The sequence below is a fragment of the Chitinophaga dinghuensis genome (genome assembly GCF_003259435.1).
In the GTDB taxonomy this organism is placed as follows: domain Bacteria; phylum Bacteroidota; class Bacteroidia; order Chitinophagales; family Chitinophagaceae; genus Chitinophaga; species Chitinophaga dinghuensis.
The window spans coordinates 581,476-599,998 of the sequence record NZ_QLMA01000002.1; the positions used below are offsets into that span (position 1 = coordinate 581,476).

The 18,523-nt window shown below is 39.7% G+C and carries 17 protein-coding genes; all 17 read left to right on the forward strand.

The annotated features are described in order from the left end of the window. The first annotated feature begins 6 nt into the window (after positions 1-6). The gene (locus CLV59_RS07715; RefSeq protein WP_111591433.1) at positions 7-1,158 is read left to right on the forward strand and encodes a LegC family aminotransferase; all 1,152 of its coding nucleotides are present in this window, start codon (positions 7-9) and stop codon (positions 1,156-1,158) included. Between the two features lie 44 nt (positions 1,159-1,202). Then, positions 1,203-1,880, forward strand: coding sequence for a class I SAM-dependent methyltransferase (locus CLV59_RS07720; RefSeq protein WP_111591434.1), 678 nt, complete (start codon positions 1,203-1,205; stop codon positions 1,878-1,880). 32 nt (positions 1,881-1,912) lie between these two features. Then, on the forward strand, positions 1,913-2,938 hold the full coding sequence (gene neuB, locus CLV59_RS07725; protein ID WP_111591435.1) for an N-acetylneuraminate synthase: 1,026 nt from the start codon (positions 1,913-1,915) through the stop codon (positions 2,936-2,938). Continuing rightward, the gene (gene neuC / locus CLV59_RS07730) at positions 2,931-4,088 is read left to right on the forward strand and encodes a UDP-N-acetylglucosamine 2-epimerase (protein WP_170137668.1); all 1,158 of its coding nucleotides are present in this window, start codon (positions 2,931-2,933) and stop codon (positions 4,086-4,088) included. The genes neuB and neuC overlap by 8 nt, the downstream gene beginning before the upstream one ends. A 38-nt stretch (positions 4,089-4,126) precedes the next feature. Next, a complete protein-coding gene (locus tag CLV59_RS07735; protein WP_111591437.1) occupies positions 4,127-5,173 on the forward strand; it encodes a peptidoglycan bridge formation glycyltransferase FemA/FemB family protein in 1,047 nt (348 codons plus the stop codon). Positions 5,174-5,227: 54 nt separating this feature from the next. After that, entirely contained in the window at positions 5,228-6,271 is a 1,044-nt protein-coding gene (locus CLV59_RS07740; protein ID WP_111591438.1) for a nucleotidyltransferase family protein, read from the forward strand. Positions 6,272-6,273: 2 nt separating this feature from the next. After that, a complete protein-coding gene (locus CLV59_RS07745; protein WP_111591439.1) occupies positions 6,274-6,987 on the forward strand; it encodes an acylneuraminate cytidylyltransferase family protein in 714 nt (237 codons plus the stop codon). Beyond that, positions 6,984-7,895, forward strand: coding sequence for a Gfo/Idh/MocA family protein (locus tag CLV59_RS07750; protein ID WP_111591440.1), 912 nt, complete (start codon positions 6,984-6,986; stop codon positions 7,893-7,895). Before CLV59_RS07745 ends, CLV59_RS07750 begins: the two co-directional genes overlap by 4 nt. Then, positions 7,892-8,635 (forward strand): SDR family oxidoreductase, encoded by a 744-nt coding sequence (locus tag CLV59_RS07755; protein ID WP_111591441.1) that lies wholly within the window; start codon positions 7,892-7,894, stop codon positions 8,633-8,635. Before CLV59_RS07750 ends, CLV59_RS07755 begins: the two co-directional genes overlap by 4 nt. Before the next feature lie 53 nt (positions 8,636-8,688). Next, complete coding sequence (locus tag CLV59_RS07760; RefSeq protein WP_211323766.1) at positions 8,689-10,092, forward strand: capsular polysaccharide export protein, LipB/KpsS family; 1,404 nt, start codon at positions 8,689-8,691, stop codon at positions 10,090-10,092. 48 nt (positions 10,093-10,140) lie between these two features. Then, positions 10,141-11,553: an oligosaccharide flippase family protein gene (locus CLV59_RS07765; protein ID WP_170137670.1), complete on the forward strand. Its 1,413-nt coding sequence runs from the start codon at positions 10,141-10,143 to the stop codon at positions 11,551-11,553. A gap of 158 nt (positions 11,554-11,711) precedes the next feature. Then, positions 11,712-12,869 (forward strand): hypothetical protein, encoded by a 1,158-nt coding sequence (locus CLV59_RS07770; RefSeq protein ID WP_146616145.1) that lies wholly within the window; start codon positions 11,712-11,714, stop codon positions 12,867-12,869. Then, complete coding sequence (locus CLV59_RS07775; RefSeq protein ID WP_111591445.1) at positions 12,848-14,005, forward strand: acyltransferase family protein; 1,158 nt, start codon at positions 12,848-12,850, stop codon at positions 14,003-14,005. Before CLV59_RS07770 ends, CLV59_RS07775 begins: the two co-directional genes overlap by 22 nt. A gap of 20 nt (positions 14,006-14,025) precedes the next feature. Continuing rightward, positions 14,026-15,009, forward strand: coding sequence for a CgeB family protein (locus tag CLV59_RS07780; protein WP_111591446.1), 984 nt, complete (start codon positions 14,026-14,028; stop codon positions 15,007-15,009). A gap of 38 nt (positions 15,010-15,047) precedes the next feature. Next, a complete protein-coding gene (locus tag CLV59_RS07785; RefSeq protein WP_111591695.1) occupies positions 15,048-16,184 on the forward strand; it encodes an NAD-dependent epimerase/dehydratase family protein in 1,137 nt (378 codons plus the stop codon). Between the two features lie 50 nt (positions 16,185-16,234). Further along, positions 16,235-17,332, forward strand: a complete 1,098-nt coding sequence (locus tag CLV59_RS07790; protein ID WP_170137671.1) for a glycosyltransferase — start codon at positions 16,235-16,237, stop codon at positions 17,330-17,332. Between the two features lie 122 nt (positions 17,333-17,454). Next, positions 17,455-18,522, forward strand: a complete 1,068-nt coding sequence (locus CLV59_RS07795; protein ID WP_111591448.1) for a glycosyltransferase family 4 protein — start codon at positions 17,455-17,457, stop codon at positions 18,520-18,522. Position 18,523 lies beyond the last annotated feature (1 nt).

The following is an 18,523-nucleotide window of genomic DNA, read 5'->3' on the forward strand; positions in this document are numbered from 1 at the left end:
GTCAAAATGGAAACAGGAAAGATAATTTCATTCATAAGAGAGGTATTTAACGAACCGGAAGGGTTTATTCCATTACACGCTCCTTTTTTTGGCGGTAATGAGAAAAAATATGTGCTGGATACTATTGAATCAACTTATGTATCCTCTGTTGGTGCATATGTAAATAAATTTGAAGAGGAGATATGTGCTATTACAGGTGCGAAATTTGCTATTGCAACTGTAAATGGAACTACTGCCCTACACCTTGCATTGAAAGCCGTAGGAGTGAGTTATGGTGAAGAAGTGATTACACAGCCATTGACCTTTGTGGCAACTGCAAATGCAATCGTACATGCAGGTGCAATACCGGTGTTTGTTGATGTAGATATTGATACGCTTGGATTATCTCCGGATGCCCTGCAGGCATTTCTCCAAAAAAACGCAACGTTAAATGCGGATGGTGTCTGTATTAATAAATCAACCGGCAGACGAATCAGCGCTTGCCTGCCAATGCATACATTTGGTTTTCCTGTGAGAATAGCTGAAATCGCTGCTATTTGCAAAGAATACCATATTCCTTTGGTGGAAGATGCCGCTGAATCCCTGGGTAGTTACTATCATGGAAAGCATACCGGTATGTATGGAGATATTGCAGCCATCAGCTTTAATGGTAATAAGACGGTGACAAGCGGTGGTGGTGGTGTCGTCATTACAAATGATGAAAAACTGGGAAAGTGGGCGAAACATATCTCAACAACCGCCAAAATACCCCATCAATGGGAATTTATGCATGATGAGGTTGGATATAACTATCGTATGCCTAACCTGAATGCAGCCCTGGCAGTTGCACAATTAGAACAATTGCCATACATCCTTGAAAATAAACGGCAGTTGGCCGATTTATACAGTGATTTTTTTGAAAATAGTAATATTCGTTTTGTCCAAAAACGAGAAGATACTATCCCCAATTTTTGGTTAAATACCATCATCTTTGAGGATAAACAACAGCAACAACAGTTTCTGGAAATGTCAAATCAAAATAAAGTGATGACAAGACCAATCTGGACATTGATGAACCGTTTACCAATGTACAAGGATTGTCAGCGAGATGAGTTGAGGAATGCTGTGTGGTTGGAAGAAAGAGTTGTGAATATACCGAGTAGTGTAAGAGTAGGATAGCTATTTTGATTTGCATAAAGAAAGTTGAGAAAAACTTATCCTATATGCAAGACGTCGCATCTTGGGACCCTATTTGGGACCACGTATTTTCATCTCAGGAATGGGGTAAATATCCCGGAGAAAGCCTGATACAATTTATCGCCCGGAACTTCTATAAACTCGACCGCCCGAATGTCAAAATTCTGGAGGTGGGTTGCGGTACCGGGGCGAATTTATGGTATATATCAAGAGAAAGGTTCGATGCCTATGGCATTGATGGTAGTAAAGTAGCTATTGATATTGCCAGAGAAAGAATGAAATCCGAAGGATTATCTGTCAATGTGGAAGTGGGAGATATCGCTACCCTGCCTTATGAAGACTCCTTTTTTGACGCTGTAGTGGATGTTGAATGCCTCTACGCTAACAGTGCAGATGCTCTTGGAAATATCCTCCCGGAAATCAGCAGGGTATTAAAACCTGGCGGATTACTGTACAGCCGGACTTTTTCCGATAATATGTACATGGGGGAAAATGCAAATATGGTAGGGCATATGGAATATCAGGAAATTACAGATGGCCCATTGAAAGGAAAAGGTTTCGTTCGGTTGTCCAATGAAGACAGCGTTAAAGATCTTTATAGTGAGTGCTTCGATATCCGCCAGATAGACCTGTTGGAATATTCCGTTAATAATCGCAGTATAATCATCAGCGAGCTAATTGTGGTTGCATCAAAGAAAGCTTAAACACAAATTAGCAGTAGAAAAGATATAGTTAAATGAAACATCAGGTATGCATCATTGCAGAAGCAGGAGTAAATCATAATGGAAAGGTAGATCTGGCTATGAAGCTGATTGATGAAGCCGCGTCCGCAGGTGTAGATTATGTCAAATTTCAAACCTGGGTCACCGACGATATCATTGATCAGAGTGCCCCTAAGGCGACATACCAGAAAGAAAATGATGGTGCAGACTCATCACAATATGAAATGCTGAAGAAGTTGGAACTCTCATTCGACAGCTTTCGGATACTTAAGGAATATTGTGATACCAAAGGTGTGAAATTCCTTTCTACTCCTGATGACGAGAAAAGCTTAAACTTCCTCGTAGATGAACTGAAAATGGATGTAATCAAAGTCGGTTCAGGAGAAATAACAAATATTCCATTTCTACGCAAAATTGGCCAGAAAGGATTAGAGGTTATTCTCTCTACCGGAATGTCAGGATTAGGAGAAGTAGAGAGAGCGTATAATACCTTGTTGCATGCAGGTGCAAAACATGTTACTATATTGCACTGTACCTCGAATTATCCTGCCCCATACGACAGTATCAACCTACAGGCGATGAAAACCCTGGAATATGCTTTTAAGACCGATATTGGCTATTCAGATCATACAGAAGGTATTGCTATTTCGCTCGCTGCAGTTGCTATGGGTGCTAAAGTAATTGAAAAACATTACACACTGGACCGGAATATGCCTGGCCCAGATCATAAAGCGTCTATGGATCCAATTGAATTAAAACAGTTGGTAATAGGAGTCAGGCAGGTGGAAATGGCTATATCCGGAAATGGTAAAAAGGAAATACAAGATACTGAGCGAGATACAAAAGCGGTAGTGACCAAAGGTATTTATCTGAAAAATGAAGTCCCGGAAGGCACAATACTGGCTGAAGACATGTTTTTATATAAACGTCCCCAGCAGGGACTAGCCGCCGATCAGGCGGATATCATAGTTGGCCGAAAACTGAATAAATCCCTGAAACAGGGGAGTCCTGTAAACTGGAAAGATATCAGCTTTGAATAAACCTAAAAAGAAAATAGCAGTTTTTACTTCCATAAGATCCGAATACGGCACCTTAAAGCCACTTCTGTCCAAAATATTACAAGAGAACGAAACAGATATGGATATTCTGGCAGGCGGAGCACACCTCCTGACAGATTATGGGATGACCATCAATGAAATTATCGCAGATGGATTTACAGTGAAACACAAGTTCCCCTTTCTGTTTACTGATAAAACCCATGATGTTGAAACAAGATCTGTAGCGGTATTGGCTCAACAGATCAGTGACTATTTTCTTCGGGAAAAGCCTGATGTTTTGGTAGTAATCGGTGATCGCTTTGAGTTGTTGCCGGTTGTAAATGCCGCCTTAATTCTAAATATTCCCATTGCGCATATCTCCGGAGGAGAAGTAACAGAAGGAGCTATCGATAATCAGGTCAGACATGCCGTTTCTAAAATGGCGCACCTTCACCTGGTGGCGACATCCTATTTCAAGGAGAATCTGATGAGAATGGGAGAAGAAGAATGGAGAATAAAAGTTTGTGGAGAATTGTGTCTGGATGAAATTCCTCATATGCCACTTCTTTCCAAACAAGACCTTTTTTCTACCCTTGGATTGGATATCGCCAAAGAGGTTTTCCTGGTTACTTTTCACACCGAAACTATCCAGAATACCATTTCTCCAGCGCTGATTGCTTCTGTGTTGGATAAAATCAAGGTAGCGTACCCAGATGTTCAGGTGTTGGCAACTGCAGCTAATTTTGATGCCGGTGGCCAGGAAATAAATACCATGCTGGCTGCCAGAAAAGATATCTGGTTTGTACCAAGTCTGGGTAAAATAAAATATTTTTCAATGCTTCGCTTTGCCAGTCTGGTACTGGGGAATTCGTCCAGCGGACTGGTGGAAGTGCAGTCATTCCAAATCCCCGTGGTGAATGTAGGCAAGCGTCAGCAAAACCGATTAGCTAACCCAAATGTATTGCACGTTGCAGCAGATGTGGAACAAATTATCATCGGAATCAATGAGGCACTATCACTGGAATTCAGACAACAATTTGAAGGCATAGAAAATGTATATGGACAAGGGAATAGTACATCGTTAATGTACAATTTTATTGTAAGTAACATGGATCATGAACAACTCCTGTTAAAAAGAACAGTATTTCAATAGAGCAAGGTTACTTGCTGTTAATGAAAATGAATTAGTATATGGAAAAGTTTGTGTTTGGCTATGAAGGGAAGGATTTATATCAGGAACAGCTGTCAACTTATGGACTGGAACTAGATATTTATTATAACATGGATTTCCTCCAACATGAAGCAGAAATGGCTGGAGGGAATGCGGAAATATTTTTACTGAAGGATAAGGATGCCATCTTCTTATACCCTTACATAAAGAAAACCTTACCCGAATATCTCGGAAATTACCAGGATATTACTTCTCCATATGGTTATTGCGGACCGTTTTGTAATGATCCCCACTTTTTTTCTCTGGCGGAGTCATCTCTACTGGACCATCTGAGCAGTAACCAAATTGTAACAGAATTCGTTCGCTACCATTACCTATATAACAAAGAGCAGTTTTTTCAGCAAAATATTAAGAACATCCACAATAGAACAATCATATTGTTGGATGGAAATTCCACGTGGGAGACCATATGGATGGAACAATTTAGCAGTACCAATCGTAACCTGGTAAGGAAATTGGAGAAAGACGGATATTGCTTTGAACAGGTGGATTATCTCCAGCATATTGATGGCTTCATTGAAATGTATCATCAGACCATGTCTAATGCGGCAGCATCTGACTACTATTATTTCGACAAGAAATACTTTGATTCCCTGCATAACCGTTTAACTGATCATGTTACGATGTACAGGGTTTATAAAGAAGATATCACCTACTCCTATGCACTGTTTTTTGAACAGTCAGGTTTCCTGACCTATTTTCTTTCAGCAAGGAATGTGCTGTATTCCAAGGTGCCGGCATCTAATTTATTGCTGTCAAAAGTATCAGAACTAGCAATAGAAAAAGGTGTCACATGCATAAACTTTGGAGGAGGACTTACCAATGAACCAACAGATCCATTATTTAAGTTTAAATCCAATTTTTCAAAGCAGATGACCGCATTCCATATCGGGAAGCGTATTCATCTGCCTCATGCATATGAGGAGATTGGCAAAAAATATGTGGAAAGACATGGACAGGAAGCATTTGACAGGAGCAGGCACATATTGCAATACTATTGGAATTGATCATATATTGCGATGTTTATTGTATTGAAATAAAATGTACTATAACGACAAAAAATGGAATTTCGTAGACATCTAATTCATGAGACGGCAACGGTTTATGATGCATTGTCCAAACTTAATCAGCTGGCACCAGATGCCATCCTGTTCGTTACTGACATAAATGACTGCCTGATAGGTTCACTAACAGATGGAGATATCCGTCGTGGATTTATCCAGGGATTTGCGTTTGACACACCCATTACGTCATTTGTTCAACCTAATCCGATATACATCAATCAGGAAAACTATTCCATCGAAGAACTGGAAGAACACAGAAACCGGAATATTAAAATTATTCCGATCCTGAATGATGACAAACAGGTGATCGATGTATTAAATTTCAGACTAAGAGTTAGCCTACTACCCGTAAATGCTGTAATCATGGCGGGTGGTAAAGGAGAGAGATTGCTACCGCTTACGCTGGATTGCCCCAAACCATTGTTGAAAGTAGGTCAGAAACCTATTATAGAACATAATGTAGACAGACTTGCTAATTGCGGCATTGAAAAAATAATTATCTCTGTCAGGTATTTGGGTGACCAGATAAAGCAACACTTCGGCAATGGAGTAGATAAGTCAATAACCATTGATTATGTGGAAGAGACAACACCCCTCGGTACTTTCGGCGCTTTGAGTCTGATTGACGATTTTGATGAAGATCATATTCTGTTGATGAATTCTGATCTGTTAACCAATATCGACTTCGTCGATTTTTATCGTTCTTATATTAAGTCGGGCGCCGATCTAATGATCGCCAGTATACCATACCAGGTCAAAGTACCTTACGCTGTCCTGGAAATTGAAAATGGGGATGTAATCTCATTCGATGAGAAACCCACTTACAATTATTACTCAAATGGAGGGATTTACCTATTCAAGAAATCCCTGCTTACTGTAATGCCCCAGAACACATTTTATAATGCAACCGACTTTATGGAAGAGTTGATTGCTGCCAACAAAAAAGTATCCCATTATCCAATACTGGGTTATTGGTTGGATATTGGAAGACCTGAAGATTATGAAAAAGCTCAGGAGGATATAAAACATATTAAGCTTTGATTATGAATACTTTGGTAACCATCTGTGCCAGAGGAGGCTCTAAAGGCATTCCTGGTAAAAATATAAAATCAATAGCCGGCAAACCACTTATCGCTTATTCTATAGAACATGCGCTTAAAATTGTGGAAGAGCGAGGAGCAGTAGCTGCACTATCAACAGACAGTGATGAAATCAGGGAAGTTGCAGCTGGCCTGGGATTAAAGACCACATACAAACGCCCTGCTGAACTAGCAACTGATCAGGCAGGGAAAATTCCTGTGTTGAATGATCTCCTGCAGTATGAAGAAAGTAAAGCAGGAAAAGAGTTTGATTTTTTGATTGATCTGGACGTAACCTCACCATTGCGGAATGTAACCGATATTAATGAGGCGTTTGATGCCTTGCTGGCAAAACAAGATGCACAGAATATATTTTCTGTGAATCCCGCCAACAGAAACCCCTACTTTAATATGGTGGAGGAGGACCCAGACGGTTTTTACAAACTCTGTAAAAAGGGAACCTTCGTTACAAGACAATCGGCGCCCAAAGTATATGACCTGAATGCTTCCTTCTATATATACAGAAAATCATTCTTTACAGATAAAGAACCTTCTGCTATAACCAGCAGATCATTGATTCATGAAATGAAGCATATCTGTTTCGATCTGGATCATCCGATAGATTTTCTGTTTATGGAATACCTGCTGGAGAATAACAAACTTGGATTTAATTTATGAGAGTCCTGATAGTGGGCCTGGGGTCCATTGCCCATAAACACATATATGCATTAAATCAGTTATCTGCTGATACGGAGATTTATGCGCTCAGGTCAGGCGCCACTGGAAACAAGACGGATGGCGTTACTGATCTTTATACACTGACAGATAACAGTGTACAGTTTGACTTTGCCATCATATCAAATCCTACATCTGCCCATAATGATACAATTGAACAGCTGCTGCCATTAGGGATCCCCCTTTTCATTGAGAAACCGCTTTTCCATACATTGGAGAAAGGGCAGGAAGTACTGGATAAATGTAATGAGCTGGGAATAAAAACATATGTTGCCTGCAATCTGCGTTTTAATCCTATAATCCGATTTGTACGGGAATATCTTGGACAAACTACTGCGCAGATAAATGAAGTCAATATCTACACGGGATCCTATCTTCCAGATTGGCGACCACAGCGGGACTTCAGGACAATATATAGTGCCATTCCTGAATTGGGAGGTGGCGTACATCTGGATCTGATTCATGAGCTAGATTATGCATGTTGGTTATTTGGCTTGCCATTATCCAGTCAGAAAAAGCTGACGAACAAATCCTCTTTAGATATTCCGGCGATTGATTTTGCACATTACAATCTGGAGTATCCAGCGTTTACAGCTAATCTTACGTTGAATTATTACAGAAGAGATACTAAGCGTGAGTTGGAAATTTTATTTGAAGATGCCACTCTCGTAGCTGACCTGGTGGGAGGATCCGTGAAGAGAAATGGTGAAATTATCTTCCAGCAGAAAACCGAGGTATATTATACCTATATAGAACAAATGAAGTATTTTCTTGCCTATATCAAAGGCCAGGACTTACCTATGAATAATATTAATGAAGCTTTTGAAATACTTAAAATTTGTCTGAAATGAGTTCACTGTTGAATAAAGTGATAGCAGTAACCGGGGGGAAAGGATTGTTAGGGAGCGCTTTTGTAAGCGAAATTAAAAAGCGTGGAGGTACGGTTATCACACTGGATATTGCAGAAGAAACGAACCTTGATGCAGGATTTATTAATTGTGATATCACTGCTGAAACATCGATTAAAGCGGCAGTAGCACTAATGGTTGAAAAGTACGGACGCATAGATGGTTGGGTGAACAATGCTTATCCAAGAACAAGTGATTGGGGGGAGCTGCCATTTGAAGACGAATCTATGGACTCCCTGGCAGCTAATGTGGATATGCACCTGATTGGATATACCAAATGTTGTCAGGTCGCCTTGAATCAGATGAAGAAACAAGGAAGCGGGTCCTTAATCAATATGGCTTCTATTTATGGTATTACTGGCCCAGACTTTACAGTCTATGAAGGTACTACTATGTTGAATGAAGCTGGTTATGCCGCCATTAAAGGTGGATTAATTACATTGACACGTTATCTTGCTGCATTTTACGGTCCGTTTAATGTCAGAGTAAACTGCGTTTCTCCGGGTGGAATTTTTGATAATCAAAATCCCATTTTTGTAAATAATTATGAGAAGAAAGTTCCACTGAGAAGAATGGGGTTGCCAGAAGATATCGCTCCATCTATCTGCTATCTCTTGTCAGATGATGCCAAGTATGTTACCGGACATAACCTGGTGGTAGATGGTGGATGGACTATCATTTAATTAATTAAACTGACTGACAGCAGCTGTTGAAAATGCTGTCGCCAATGCTTACTATGCTGAATAAAACGTACGATATATGTTTGCATGTAGGGGCTGACCTTTGGGTGGCAGACTTCTATATTGAAGTGAAAAAATACCTGGAAAAGAAGGGATTGACTGTACTCTTGTTTACGGTGGTAAAGGACGTTGCCAATGTCTGGAAAACCAAAGGTATTACAGACTACATTCTTTTGCCGGAACTGCCTGCAGAGGTCGATGAGTCTTTCTGTGTACAACTGATGGAGGAAATGAAGTTTGAAAGCATTAACTCCTTCTACAGAACGGAACAGATCTTTTTCAATCTGGGGGATGACTATTGGCGTCGACAGGCATGTAAGTATATACATGCTATTTGGTCATTGAAGGATGGTCCAAAGGCAAAAAGGTATCTGACCTATGAAGGCGATGAATTCGACCACAATGCATTCCGGTTATTGTGTCGACTGCATGGTGGACATATGAATTATTTCGGGTATTCCAGTTTTGCCCTGCGTACTCATTTCCATAAAGATGAAAAACGCTTCAAGACAACCCCATCGGAGCCGCTGCATCCCGTAATATCAAAGGATGACAGAGACTGGATTCTGCAATATGTAAATAAATATACCACCTCTCAGACAAGACTGTGGGGCGATCCTAAGATCTTTGATGTGAAGTTCAAATGGAATTACTTTTCCAAGGCGGTGAACAAAATTAAACGGGAAATCAAAGATACTACTGGCGACAAAAAACACAACTTCCGGAATTCATTATCCAGATATGTGAAAAGAATCTACAGGAGACAGATGGCCACTGTGTATTATGACGGAAAACTGGATTTTGAAAAGGAAAAATACTTCTATTTCCCATTACACGTACCAAACGATTCTCAGCTTACCCAAAGAGGGTTGCCCTTTGTAAACCAGGCAGCACTGGTAGAGACCTTGTCTTCCTATATTCCATATCCTTACAAATTAATTGTAAAGGAGCATCCTTATGGTAGAGGACAATATAAACTAGATCAATTAAAACGCATTTCCAGATTACCCAATGTGATATTAGTGCCTCCTCACATGAATTCACATGGCATTATTCCGAAAGTAGACGCTATTATCGCTATTAATTCCAGCGTAGGCTTTGAGGCAATTATGTATAAAAAGAAGGTAGTAGCGCTTGGTAGATCTTTTTACAGGGAGAATGGCGTAACCATTGATATCCACTCCCTCTACGAGCTGGAAACGCTTTTGTCGAAATTGAAGTCATTCGAACTGACTGATGAGAAAATTCTGAACTTCCTCTGGAGAGTAAAGGAAAGTACGTATGATATTGATCTGTTCAATTTCAATGCGGAGAATTTTCATGAGAAAGTAGCGCCGTTTTCGGAAGCTATTTATAAAGAAGTGTATGAGACTGATCCCAATCCGAAACTGGTGAGTTAACAAATGAGCGCGAATATTGTCCATAAGGTTAAAAGTAGTTTTTATAAAATGTTTACAGGAGAGGTAGTAACTCTCCTGGTTGCATTTATTTCAGGGTATTTTTATGCGCGTTTCCTGGGGCCGGAAACATATGGTATCTGGCAGACGGCAAAGGTATTCATCAATCTTTCGGCTGTTTTTAGCCTGAGCCTTCCATTCGTTATGCGTCGTGATTTTATCACCTTGCAGGCGGATGGAAAAACAGAAGAAGCACATAGAATTGCACATATTGTACTTACCTATCAGCTGATCATCACGCCCTTAGTATCTATCGGTCTGTTGATTTATGCTTTTACTTCTATCACAAACCATTTGTTACAGTTGTCGGTTGTGACTGTAGCGCTGATTTATATAGCACAGATAGTAGGCGCATATGGAAATATCCTAACAAAAGGACTAAATAATTATAAGGTATTAAGAAATGCCAGTATACTTTCGGGCATTCTCACCCTGGTAAGCATTCCAGTGGTTTACTTCTGGGGGTATACCGCCCTGTTGATTACTACATTGCTGATTGCTGTGGCTAACTCCCTGTACTATTTCATAAAAAGGCCCATTGCCTATAAATTATATTGGAATAATACGTTATTCAAGTCACTACTATTTGTAACTATTCCCTTATATCTGCAGGATATTAGTGCCACTATATTTGAAGGAATAGATAGGCTGATCATTGCCAAATACCTCGATTTTAAAGAAGTAGGACTTTATAGTCTTGCCAGCTTCATCAATTTACCACTCAAATTATTTGTCAACTCCCTCAGCATAGTATTATTTACTCACCTGAATGCTGCCTTCGGATCTACGGTGAATGACGATGTCATTAAGAAACATGTTATTCTCCCCCAAGAGGTGCTATGTCAGATCATACCACCTGTTATAGGAGTGGTGATAGCATTACTATTACCGGCGGTAACTATTTTCCTGCCTAAATATACTGATGGAGTACCGGCAGCACAGATTTCTGTATTTGCCACCTACTTCTATCTTTTGACTGGGTTCTCTGCAAATGCCATGTTCGTATTAAATAAACAGAAAATTTCTGCCCTGATTTTTTTCATAGTTGGCGTAGTAAATACAGTGCTCTGTTTGGTGGTTGTTAGATTGAAACTTGGTATTAGCGGTATTGCGGGTGCCACTTTGGTCGCTTACTGGTTGTTTGATATACTGATGATTGGTAGTGTATTTAAGCAAATGCAACGGAGTTTTGGAGAGCTGATTGCTTATAAAACCCGCCAGTTGATACCGATTCTGACAATCGGATTATTTACAGTCTTATATCAATGTATCATCCGTAAGTATATTCAGGATGCATGGCATCTTTCTATTTATGCGGAATCTGCCATTGCAGTGGCATTGACTGGAATAGTTTCTCTTCCATTCCTGTTGAAAGGTATGCAGAAGCTTAAATTGATTTTATAATTTATTATAATATATACAAATAGCACTTGTTTTTTGTAATTACCATCATAGCGATTCTGTTATACCTGAGTGGTAGGAAATATGTAGGGCTGATGCTCTACTTTTTCCTGTTAACAGATGGATTCCAGTTTGTTCCGGAGCAAATAATGCTTTTCGGATTGAATTATTATGGGAAGGACTATGCATTGATATTTACCATTGTGGTGTTTCTTTCTTATTTGATCACAGGAAGAATAACAGCATATAAAAAGGATAATGTAAGAGTATGGATTTATCTGTTTTATGTTTTTCTTTTTATCGCAATTGTAGTGGATTTACAACGTAATCCCTCTATTGTTGGGTTTCTTTTGATGGTTCGACAGTATTTTCACCTGTTGATATTTTTTATACTGCCGGATATCCCACTGCCACTCTTTTATAGGTTAGGAAGAAGTTTATTCAAACTCACTATATTCCAGACCATACTTTTCATGTCACAGATGGTAACCGGAGTCCGGTTACTGACAATGGGCGGTTTATCGGAGTCTTATGAACCAGGCTTCCTATGGTATCGACCAACGAACCTCCCTTATTTTATTTACATATTTCTGTTTATAACATTACTGCTACCGAAAGAAAAACTGAAATATAAGAATCAGTTGCTTATCCTTTTTGTGCTGGCAATATTGCTGACGTTGACCCGTACCCTGATTCTTGGGTTGTTTATTACGGTTTTTGTAGCTATGCTCGCGGGTTTGCTAAAAGCCGGAAAGAAAGTCATTCCTGTCTTTGTCTTTATTGCATTATGTGCGCTTCCTATTATAGGAGCCAGGGTGATGAGTTCCTTTAGCGACTTGGGCGGCGGCTTTTCCAGTAACTTTGAAAAGCCTGATGACAATAACCTTACATTTACTTGGAGAATGGCATTGACAGCGGAAAGGGCTGCGTATGTCAGTAATGATACAAAATCTCGAATTTTTGGTATAGGGTTTATTCATGAGAAGGATTTCGGAGGACAACCATTTATAGTAGGGCATCTGAATGAAGAAGGAGAGCCAGTCCAGCTTGATCAGGGTGATATTGCATGGCCTAACCTCTTTTTGCGTTTAGGCTTTGTTGGGACGTTTTTTTATGTAATGCTGGCCATAAGTCTTGGTATTTATTATTACAAGAATAGGGAAGACACGTATGCTGCGGCTGCATTTCTATTTCTGATTTATGCGACTATCATCACCTTTGCAAGTGGAATGTTCTCGTTCGCTGATTTTTTTGTGATACCATATTTTATTTACTACTTTATCAGGAAGCGAAAAACATGGGAGAAAATAACAGTATAAGACATTTTGACTTTATTGATGCAGTAAGAGGTTTGGCAGTTGCTGCTGTAGTGCTGGTGCACTCCGCTCAGGGCATTGTGGGTTTATCTCCCCTTGCAGCCAGTCTCTTTTCAAAAGGACAATATGGAGTGCAATTGTTTTTCATCGCCAGCGCATTGACACTGTTTATGTCATACGGACAACGTGAACAGCTGGATGGCAAACAGACAGTTCCCTTTTTCTTCTTACGCCGGTTCTTTCGTATTGCCCCGATGTATTACATTGCGATTATTTTTTACTCGCTTATTCTCCTATTCAATCCACCGTCAACTTATCCCAATGATTTTCATTTTGGGTATATGATATTGGCAATGTTGTTTTTGAATGGTGTATTTCCATCCAATGTAGCCATAAATTATGTACCTCCTGGAGGCTGGTCTGTCGCAGTAGAAATGTTATTCTACCTACTGATTCCAATTCTTTATCGTAAAATCCGGAACTTAAAATCAGCAATCCTGTTTGGTTTCGCAACATTGGTTATAAGTATATTGTGTAAATACTTGGCTATAAACGTTTTGCGGATGAGTGGTCAAGATTATTCTGCCTGGCTCCCTTGGTTTTTATATTTCTGGCTTCCCAATCAGTTACCTGTTTTTGCTATTGGTATTGTCCTGTTTTTCCTGATTGGAAAGCCAGGGAGTACCAATTCTGAGAATGCTAAGCTCAAGGCTGCTGGATTACTTCTCTTGTCTGTTCTTTGGATAGGGTTGGTCATTACAGGTGGGCAGTATCTAAATCCATATGGTTACTATCAGGAGCACTTTCTCATTGCGATTGGATTTGGGTTATTGGTTCGAGGGCTCTCCATCTGGCAATTCCCTATATTTGTTAATAAATACATGATATCATTGGGAAAGGTTAGTTTCAGCCTTTACCTGATTCATTTCGTAGTAATCCGTGTGGTGATGCATTTTCTTGCCCGCTTAAACCTTCCTTCCGTTTTAACGGTTGGAGGAGTTTTTGTATGTACACTGGTTGTTAGTTATTTCCTTTCTTCTCTTTCGTATAAATTGATAGAGCAGAAAGGTACAGACATTGGTAAACGACTGATAAACCGATTGAAAAAACCAAACACGCTGGTAAGTGTGGAACAATGAACCTGAATTAATATATTGGTATGATACCGTACAAGAAAATATTATTTGTTTCCACTGTTTACTTTGACTATTATAAACAGATAAAAAAAGAAATTGAAGCGCTCGGTATACAGGTGGATTTTTTGCCTGATAACGCATTTGAAAATACATGGCTTAAACAGATAAAACATAGATTATCACCAGGTTTAATTCAAAAAAGAAGGAACAGATATCATAAAGAGTTCCTGGATCTGGTAGATCAAAATAATTATGATTGTCTATTCGTCATTCGTGGAGAGGATATGACACCTGAGATGGTTGCTGAATTTAGAAAAAAACATCCTGATGCAACTACTATCTTGTATGAATGGGATAGTCTGAAAAACTTCAACTATTCCGCCCTTGCTAATCAGTTTGATAAGGTATATAGTTTTGATACAGCAGATTGCCAGGCCATGGGATATGCCTATCAACCCTTGTTTGCATTGGACTATTTCTATAAACTCCGGGAAAACCGTCCACCTACGCCAGCTTCCATAGACCTCCTGTTTGTAGGATACAATCATGGGAATAGGCTGGAAATAATTAGAAAAATTAAGCAGGCCGTCGCGGGGACAACTGCAAATATTTATACACATCTGTATACTCCCAAGATGATGTTCTGGCTAAATATGCTGAACGGTCAAAGAAAATTCAAGTCTACAGAAGTAAGTACCAGAAAAATTGCCAGGGAGGATTTTGGTAAGTTGCTAATAAATTCTAGACTGGTTTTGGATGTACAGTCACCTACCCAGACGGGTCTGACTATTCGGACTTTTGAAACTCTTGCTGCAGGCTGTCATCTTGTTACTACAAATGTAAATATTAAGAATGAACCATTCTATGATGAAAAATATATAACTGTTCTGAATGGTACTATGGAAGATACCATAAAAAGCGTTTTAGCGGTGCAACGGGAAGAGTCAACGTTCATTCCTTTTGCAGATTATTCGTTAAGTAAATGGGTGTTAAATGTTTTGAAATAGTGGCTATATCAAAACCCAAAAAAGATAAACAGTATCAAATGAAGAAAATATTAATTACAGGCGGCGCGGGCTTTATTGGCAGCAACCTTTGTTTGCAGCTCCTTAAAAAAAACTATCAGATAACCGTATTGGATAACCTGTCCCCCCAGATTCACGGACATGACCCGATTATAACCTCTGCTTTGTATCAATCCATTGCAGGAAAAGTAAATTTTATTCATGGTTCTGTTACTGAAGCTGCAGACATTGCACGCGCCATAGCAGATAATGAGATCATAGTGCATTTTGCAGCAGAAACAGGTACAGGACAATCTATGTACCAAATAGAAAAATATGCTGATGTAAATATCCGGGGAACGGCTGTTTTATTAGATCATCTGGCTAATAATCCACATTCCGTAAAACGTATTGTGGTGGCATCCTCACGTGCTATATATGGGGAAGGGAAATATTATAGCCCGGAATTAAAGAAACATGTATATCCACTCTCCCGCCAGTCGGCAGATATGGAAGCGGAAGAATTTGAAGTGAAATGGCCTGGTACTACCCATCTGGAAGTCACGGCTACTGATGAAGATGCCATCATTCATCCTATTTCTATATATGGTATCACCAAACAGAATCAGGAACAATTGGTAATGACTTTCTGTGAATCCATGGGATTGGAAGGTGTTGCATTTAGATATCAGAATGTATATGGTCCAGGTCAATCTTTATCAAACCCTTATACCGGCATATTATCCATTTTTAGTACACTTATCAAAAATGGAAAGTCTATTAATATTTTTGAAGACGGAAAAGAAAGCAGAGACTTTGTATTTATCAATGATGTAGTAAATGCTACTATTCTTGGTATAGAACATCCGGCTGCGGCAAATCAGGTATTTAATGTTGGAACCGGTGTGGGAACAAGCGTAATGCAGATCGCAGACCTCCTGATCAAAAACTATGGTACAAATGTGCCCGTAGCCATCTCCGGAAAATTCAGGGTTGGAGATATTAGACATTGCTATGCGGATCTTACCAAAATAAAGAACCTCCTTGGCTTTGCACCAGCAGTCGGAATTGAAGAAGGTTTGAAACACTTTTGTGAGTGGGTGCAAACACAAGAAGTAAAGGAAAGTGCCTATGATAAATCTATTCAGGAATTAAAAGAAAAAGGACTGTACAAGTAGTAGAGAAAGCTAATATGTTACAAACACAGGATATCAAATATGTTTTTCTTATGCCATCACTTTCAGGAGGTGGAGGGGAAAAAGTATTTGTCAATCTTGCCAATGAACTTGCAGAGAAAGGATTGATTGTTGAACTGGTTATATTCCATAGTGGCGGTATTCTGGAGCCGTTGTTGTCCGGTAAGGTGAGTAAAGTAGTGTTGAATACCAGATTGAAAAAATCACTTTTCCCTATTATGTCTTATATGAAGGGTAACAAGGGAGCTGTTATTTTCACCGGGCCACAATATCTCAACTTTATGGCAATCGCTGCAAATCGGCTGACTGGTCGGAAGTGTAGCATTATTGCTACCCACCATAATTTCCCGGATTCAGAATTGAAAGCCCTGGGTATCGTGGGAAAGTATGCCGGCTCTTTAATGAAATGGTTATATCCCAAAGCAGAGCGAGTAGTGGCAGTTTCAGACGGGCTTAGACAATACTTGGTTGAATCTATTCGCCTGTCTCCGGAAAAGGTTAAACGTATCTATAACCCAGTGGTGAATGAATTGCTGTATTCATTAGCTAAGGCAGAAGCGGGCCATCCATGGCTCGAACGAACTGCAGATGTAAGAGTGATCATCGCTATCGGGCGCATGGTATCCGTGAAAAATTTTGAATTATTGATTCAGGCTTTTGCCGTACTTGCACAAGAAGATGCATCCTTAAGAATGATTATTATTGGAGATGGGCCGGAAAGAGACAACCTGCTGCATTCAACCCGTAATACAGGTTTTGAAGACCGGGTGGATTTTCCTGGAGAAAAAACCAATCCATATGCTTATCTGTCCAGATCAGCTGTAATGGTATCCTCTTCTGATTCTGAAACATTCTCTATTACAACAGTGGAAGCTATGGCGCTTGGAATACCAGTGGTGGCAACAGCCACGGCGGGTGTGAAAGAAGTGCTTGAGAATGGAAAGTATGGCAGAATGGTACCTGTTAGAACCACTCCTGAGATCCTGGCGGAAGCTATCCGTATAGAATTGCAACAACCGCGGGAAATGCGGCCAGTGCAAGAACGGGCAAACGAATTTAGCTGTGCCCGTATCGCAAGGGAGTATGTGAATACTGCACTTCAAGTGTTACCAAATTTCAAGAGCTCCTGATATGACTAGAAAATATGAATTGATAAAATACGTGTTAACTGATATGAGTGTAAACTCAGAACAAACTCATCGATTCATTATTTTCTCATATGCCAATCCTGAAGTTTTAAACATATTCTAGAATGAATCTTTATCTTGATAATATTATTTATTTTCTACAGCGTTCTGGTGGAGTATCAGTGTACTGGACAGAGTTGATTGCAAGAATTGTAAAGGAAAATACCACATTTTTTGAACAGAGGAAAAACTCAGACAATATTTGCAGACCGCAACTGGATCTATCGAATATTATATATGAAGACGCGTTGCCATTGCCTGTTGTACGATACCTCCCATTAACAAAGAAGATTGAAGGATCTGGTATATTCCATTCTTCTTATTATCGCATATCCAATCAGGCGTCCATTAGTAATATCGTGACGGTCCATGATTTTACTTATGAACACTATATTAAAGGCCTTGCTCGCATAGTACACTCTACTCAAAAGCGATATGCTGTTAGTAAAGCAGCGGGTATCATCTGTATTTCAGAAAATACTCGTAAAGACCTGTTGAATATAATTCCATCAGCGGCTAAGACTGCGATCAAAGTGATCCCGAATGGTGTTAGTGATGATTATTTCAGGCTGGATAAGCAACAAGTTGCTATGCCAGAAAAGTTTCAGCCATTTTTGGATAAAAAGATAATTCTATATGTAGGTCACCGTACTGTCTATAAAAACTTCCCTGTAGCAGTTGAAACCGTTGCCCGTTTAGGAAAGGATTACACCTTGGCAATAGTTGGGGCGCCATTGAATCCAGAAGAGGAGCAATTACTGAACAGCCAAATCCCAGGACAGTATTTAACCTTCGGGCGTTTGTGTAATGAAGAATTGAACTGGGCCTATAATCTGGCATATTGTTTCTTATATCCCAGTAGTTATGAAGGATTTGGTATCCCATTGCTGGAAGCAATGCGGGCTGGATGTCCGGTCGTCTCTACTGCATTAAGTTCTATCCCTGAAGTTACTGGAACAGCGGCATTGTTGTCAGCAGATATACATCCTGATGCATTCGCGTCCAGGATAAAAATGTTGCAGTCTGATACGATGAGGAAGGAATTGATGGATGCGGGATTAGACAGATCCAGACAATACTCCTGGCAGCGTTGCTATGAGGAAGTACTAGATTTTTATGATAATTTTAAATAAA

Bases quoted from the DNA above. Each gene is read 5' to 3' on its own strand.
- CLV59_RS07715 (WP_111591433.1), top strand. From the start codon at position 7: ATGGAAACAGGAAAGATAATTTCATTCATAAGAGAGGTATTTAACGAA.
- CLV59_RS07720 (WP_111591434.1), top strand. From the start codon at position 1,203: ATGCAAGACGTCGCATCTTGGGACCCTATTTGGGACCACGTATTTTCA.
- neuB (WP_111591435.1), top strand. From the start codon at position 1,913: ATGAAACATCAGGTATGCATCATTGCAGAAGCAGGAGTAAATCATAAT.
- CLV59_RS07735 (WP_111591437.1), top strand. From the start codon at position 4,127: ATGGAAAAGTTTGTGTTTGGCTATGAAGGGAAGGATTTATATCAGGAA.
- CLV59_RS07740 (WP_111591438.1), top strand. From the start codon at position 5,228: ATGGAATTTCGTAGACATCTAATTCATGAGACGGCAACGGTTTATGAT.
- CLV59_RS07745 (WP_111591439.1), top strand. From the start codon at position 6,274: ATGAATACTTTGGTAACCATCTGTGCCAGAGGAGGCTCTAAAGGCATT.
- CLV59_RS07750 (WP_111591440.1), top strand. From the start codon at position 6,984: ATGAGAGTCCTGATAGTGGGCCTGGGGTCCATTGCCCATAAACACATA.
- CLV59_RS07755 (WP_111591441.1), top strand. From the start codon at position 7,892: ATGAGTTCACTGTTGAATAAAGTGATAGCAGTAACCGGGGGGAAAGGA.
- CLV59_RS07760 (WP_211323766.1), top strand. From the start codon at position 8,689: ATGCTGAATAAAACGTACGATATATGTTTGCATGTAGGGGCTGACCTT.
- CLV59_RS07765 (WP_170137670.1), top strand. From the start codon at position 10,141: ATGTTTACAGGAGAGGTAGTAACTCTCCTGGTTGCATTTATTTCAGGG.
- CLV59_RS07775 (WP_111591445.1), top strand. From the start codon at position 12,848: ATGGGAGAAAATAACAGTATAAGACATTTTGACTTTATTGATGCAGTA.
- CLV59_RS07780 (WP_111591446.1), top strand. From the start codon at position 14,026: ATGATACCGTACAAGAAAATATTATTTGTTTCCACTGTTTACTTTGAC.
- CLV59_RS07785 (WP_111591695.1), top strand. From the start codon at position 15,048: ATGAAGAAAATATTAATTACAGGCGGCGCGGGCTTTATTGGCAGCAAC.
- CLV59_RS07790 (WP_170137671.1), top strand. From the start codon at position 16,235: ATGCCATCACTTTCAGGAGGTGGAGGGGAAAAAGTATTTGTCAATCTT.
- CLV59_RS07795 (WP_111591448.1), top strand. From the start codon at position 17,455: ATGAATCTTTATCTTGATAATATTATTTATTTTCTACAGCGTTCTGGT.